Annotated in this window: 6 protein-coding genes; all 6 read left to right on the top strand. The window is 63.6% G+C overall.

Annotation, left to right across the window (positions count from 1 at the left end; translation table 11 throughout):
• On the top strand, nucleotides 1-418 hold a 418-nt coding region (locus tag VIR62_RS01775; RefSeq protein ID WP_431868173.1), incomplete at its 5' end, for a preprotein translocase subunit SecY.
• Nucleotides 415-1,065: an adenylate kinase gene (locus VIR62_RS01770; protein ID WP_431868172.1), complete on the top strand. Its 651-nt coding sequence runs from the start codon at nucleotides 415-417 to the stop codon at nucleotides 1,063-1,065. The genes VIR62_RS01775 and VIR62_RS01770, both read left to right, overlap by 4 nt.
• A gap of 73 nt (nucleotides 1,066-1,138) precedes the next feature.
• Nucleotides 1,139-1,657 (top strand): ATPase, encoded by a 519-nt coding sequence (locus VIR62_RS01765; RefSeq protein ID WP_431868170.1) that lies wholly within the window; start codon nucleotides 1,139-1,141, stop codon nucleotides 1,655-1,657.
• A gap of 109 nt (nucleotides 1,658-1,766) precedes the next feature.
• Nucleotides 1,767-3,146 carry an NADP-specific glutamate dehydrogenase gene (gene gdhA, locus VIR62_RS01760; protein ID WP_431868168.1) on the top strand — a complete coding sequence of 460 codons (1,380 nt, stop codon included), beginning with the start codon at nucleotides 1,767-1,769 and terminating at the stop codon, nucleotides 3,144-3,146.
• A 227-nt stretch (nucleotides 3,147-3,373) separates the two neighbouring features.
• Nucleotides 3,374-3,742, top strand: coding sequence for a 30S ribosomal protein S13 (rpsM, locus tag VIR62_RS01755; RefSeq protein WP_431868166.1), 369 nt, complete (start codon nucleotides 3,374-3,376; stop codon nucleotides 3,740-3,742).
• Between the two features lie 45 nt (nucleotides 3,743-3,787).
• Complete coding sequence (gene rpsK, locus VIR62_RS01750) at nucleotides 3,788-4,177, top strand: 30S ribosomal protein S11 (RefSeq protein WP_109270982.1); 390 nt, start codon at nucleotides 3,788-3,790, stop codon at nucleotides 4,175-4,177.
• The last annotated feature ends 115 nt before the right edge of the window (nucleotides 4,178-4,292 follow it).

Genomic DNA, 4,292 nt, shown 5'->3' with positions numbered 1-4,292 from the left:
CACGACCGCGCTCCAGCACGGCGCGCCGCTCTACATGTTCCTCTATGGCGCCGGCATCGCCTTCTTCTGCTTCTTCTACACGGCCGTGGTGTTCAATCCGGAGGAGACGGCCGATAATCTGAAGCGCTATGGCGGCTTCATCCCCGGCATCCGGCCCGGCAAGCGGACCGAGGAATATCTCGATTATGTGCTGACCCGCATCACCGTGGTGGGCGCGGCTTATCTTGTGCTGATCTGCCTCATTCCGGAATATCTGATCGCCCGGGCCGGCATTCCGTTTTACCTCGGCGGCACCAGCCTGCTGATCGTCGTCAACGTGACGATGGATACGGTGACGCAGATCCAGAGCCACCTCATCGCCCACCAATATGGCGACCTCATCAAGAAGGCTAAGCTGAAGGGCGGGCGCGCGCGGTGAACATCATTCTGCTGGGTCCCCCGGGGGCGGGTAAGGGAACTCAGGCGAGCCGGCTGGAGGCCGAGCGCGGGATGGTCCAGCTGTCGACCGGCGACATGCTCCGCGCCGCCGTCGCCGCCGGCACCGAGGTGGGCCTCAAGGCCAAGGCGGTGATGGACGCGGGCGATCTCGTCTCGGACGTGATCGTGACCGGCATCCTGTCCGACCGTCTCGACCAGGACGACGTGGCTTCGGGCTTCATCCTCGACGGCTACCCGCGCACCGCCACCCAGGCGGAATCGCTCGAACGGTTGCTCGAAGAGAAAGGAATGAAGCTCGATTACGTCATTGAGCTCGTCGTCGACGAGGATGCGCTGGTCGACCGCATCACCGGCCGCTTCTCCTGCGCCGTCTGCGGCGAAGGTTATCACGACCGTTACAAGCGGCCGACGGTCGAAGGCACCTGCGACGTTTGCGGATCGCACCAGTTCAAGCGCCGCCCCGACGACAATGAAGAGACGGTGCGCAACCGCCTCGCCGAATATCGCGCCAAGACCGCGCCGATCCTCCCCCATTATGAGGCCAGGGGCCTCATCCGCCGGGTCGACGGCATGGCGCCCATCGCCGAGGTGAACGAGGCGATAGAGGCGATTCTGGACGGACACTGATCCCCGAAAATCCCATTTCACTTCCGTAAGAAAAATGAGAAGCTGAGCGTTCGTTTCCGCGGGGGAGCTCGGCATGAGGCACATCACTCTTCTCATTTTGTCGACCTGCGTTGCTGTTCCGGCAGCAGCGGAGGTGAAATCGGCCACCCCCAGCGGCTTCGACATCGAGAACAAGGCGGTGGTGTCAGCCGACCCGGCGGAAACCTATGCCGCGCTAACCCGCGTTGGCGAGTGGTGGAACTCGGAGCACACCTATTCCGGCAACGCCGCCAATATGACCCTAGAAGCAAAGGCCGGAGGCTGCTTCTGTGAAGTCATCCCGGCCGGGGGCGGCACTATCGAGCATGGCCGCGTGATCTATGCTCGGCCAGGCCAGGTGCTGCGCGTCCAGGGCGGGCTCGGGCCGCTCCAGTCGGAGGCCGTGGTTGGGGCGCTTACCTGGTCCCTGAAGCCCGTCGACGGCGGCACCGAAGTGTCGCAAAGCTATGTCGTCGGCGGCTATGTCAGGGGCGGTGCGGACAAGCTCGCGCCGCTTGTCGACCAGGTGCTCGGGCAGCAGCTTGCAGGACTTGTCCGACATATAGGCGACTGATCTCTTCGCGCGCTGGGTTTCCGCAAAAACATGATATGGTTGCGCCGTTCTCGACTCCGCGCGGGGCCGAGGGGGTGACTTTACGCGCATTTCTAATCAGGAGCGGATTATGAACAGAGGGGGGTCTGTCCCGAGGGATTCCGAGCACGTCGATTTCAACGGCTTCATGGAGGGCGTGAAGCGGCGCAATCCGGCCCAGCCGGAATTCGTCCAGGCGGTCCAGGAAGTGGCCGAGGACATTTTCGACTTCATCCAGGACAAGGAGGAATATCACCGCTGGCAGATCCTGCGCCGCATAACCGAGCCGGATCGGGTCGTCTCCTTCCGGGTTTGCTGGGAGGACGACAATCACAATATTCGCGTCCAGCGCGGCTGGCGCGTCCAGAACAACAACGCCATCGGCCCTTATAAGGGCGGCATCCGCTTCCATCCGTCGGTCACGGAGAGCGTGCTGAAGTTCCTCGCCTTCGAGCAGACCTTCAAGAACGCGCTGACCGGCCTGCCCATGGGCGGCGGCAAGGGTGGCGCGAACTTCAATCCCAAGGGCAAGAGCGACGCCGAGATCATGCGCTTTTGCCAGAGCTTCATGACCGAGCTCTACCGACATATCGGCGCCAATATCGACGTCCCCGCAGGCGACATCGGTGTCGGCGGCCGCGAGATCGGCTATATGTTCGGCCAGTACAAGCGCATCACCAACTGCTTCGAGGGCGTGCTGACCGGCAAGGGTCTGGAATATGGCGGCTCCCTCATCCGCACCGAGGCGACCGGCTACGGCGCGGTCTATTTCCTGGAGAACATGCTGAAGACTAAGGGAGATGATCTGGTCGGCAAGCGCGCGGTCATCTCGGGGTCGGGCAATGTCGCCACGCACGCGGCGGAGAAGGTCGTGCAACTGGGCGGCAAGGTGCTGACCCTGTCGGACAGCGAGGGCTTCGTCCACGATCCCGACGGCATCACCCAGGAGAAGATCGATTGGGTGAAGACGCACAAGACCCGGCGCCGCGGCCGCATTTCCCAATATGCCGACGAGTATAAGGGCGCGACCTTCCATGCCGGCAGGACTCCATGGGGCGTGGAATGCGACGTCGCCCTTCCCTGCGCGACCCAGAATGAACTGCTCGTCGAGGACGCCCGGACGCTGGTCAAGAACGGATGCATCGCCGTCTCGGAAGGGGCGAACATGCCGACCGATCTGGACGGCGCGCACGTCTTTCGCGACGCGCAGATCCTCTACGCGCCCGGCAAGGCCGCCAATGCCGGCGGCGTCGCCGTGTCGGGTCTCGAAATGAGCCAGAATTCGGCCCGCATAAGCTGGAAGGAAGCCGAGCTCCAGCAGCTGCTCCGCGACATCATGGACGGCATCCATGAGCGCTGTCTCGCCCATGGCCGCCGCGACGGCAGCGACTTCGTCGACTATGTCCGGGGGGCCAACATCGCCGGCTTCAAGAAGGTCGCCGATGCCATGCTGGCGTTCGGCGTGGTCTGACCTTGGATCGAGCCGCCGCTCCTTTCGGGCGGCGGCTCGTTTGCTCCGTGGCGGCCGGCGTTCCGGCTTGACTCGGGCACGTTGCATCCCTAATTGCCACCCATCCCGTTCAACCGGTCGACCGGCGGCGCATTCGTGCGCGCGTCGGCTGTGCCTGTTTTAGGGGTTCAAAGCGCTGAGATAGGACGGCATTGCCAGCCGTCCTGTGGAGCAGGAGAAACGATTACATGGCACGTATCGCCGGGGTAAATATTCCCTCGAACAAGCGCGTGGAAATTGCGTTGACTTACATCCATGGCATTGGGCGCACCAAGGCCAAGGAGATCACGAACAAGCTGAACATCGGCACCGAGCGCCGGGTGCAGGATCTGACCGACCAGGAAGTCCTCCAGATCCGCGAGGCGATCGACGCCGACTACCAGGTGGAGGGCGACCTTCGCCGTCAGGTGGCGATGAACATCAAGCGGCTTATGGACCTCGCGTCCTACCGCGGCCTTCGCCACAGGAAGGGCCTCCCCGTCCGCGGCCAGCGCACGCACACCAATGCGCGCACCCGCAAGGGCAAGGCGAAGCCCATCGCCGGCAAGAAAAAGTAAGCTGAAGCGTCAGCTTCGTGATCTTCTCAGGATAGGTAGAGAAATATGGCACGCGAACCTCAGCGCCTTCGGCGGCGCGAGCGCAAGAACATCACCGCCGGCGTCGCGCATGTGAACGCCAGCTTCAACAATACGATGATCACCATCACCGACGCCCAGGGCAACGCCATCGCCTGGTCCTCGGCCGGCATGATGGGCTTCAAGGGCAGCCGCAAGTCGACGCCCTACGCCGCCCAGGTCGCGGCGGAAGACGCGGGCAAGAAGGCCGCCGACCATGGCGTCCGCACCCTCGAGGTGGAAGTGAAGGGCCCCGGTTCGGGTCGTGAGAGCGCCCTTCGCGCCCTCCAGGCGGTCGGCTTCCAGATCACGTCCATCCGCGACGTGACGCCGATCCCGCACAATGGCGTCCGGCCGTCCAAGCGCCGCCGCGTCTAGAAAATCCGTCGGCGCGTGGAACGCGCGCCGCCGCTGAACACTTTGATCGGGAGGCGCGACCCCAGCGCTTCCCATACAGCCAAGGGAAGATCATGGCCGTCAACGCTAAAAACTG

This window comes from Allosphingosinicella sp. (genome assembly GCF_036570505.1).
GTDB lineage: Bacteria > Pseudomonadota > Alphaproteobacteria > Sphingomonadales > Sphingomonadaceae > Allosphingosinicella.
The sequence above is the reverse complement of the archived record's forward strand: the minus strand, read 5'-3'. Positions and strand labels throughout refer to the sequence as shown.

What these genes read in the sequence shown, in the direction of transcription:
- gdhA (WP_431868168.1), top strand. Translation starts at nt 1,767, where the DNA reads ATGAACAGAGGGGGGTCTGTCCCGAGGGATTCCGAGCACGTCGATTTC.
- rpsM (WP_431868166.1), top strand. Translation starts at nt 3,374, where the DNA reads ATGGCACGTATCGCCGGGGTAAATATTCCCTCGAACAAGCGCGTGGAA.
- VIR62_RS01765 (WP_431868170.1), top strand. Translation starts at nt 1,139, where the DNA reads ATGAGGCACATCACTCTTCTCATTTTGTCGACCTGCGTTGCTGTTCCG.
- rpsK (WP_109270982.1), top strand. Translation starts at nt 3,788, where the DNA reads ATGGCACGCGAACCTCAGCGCCTTCGGCGGCGCGAGCGCAAGAACATC.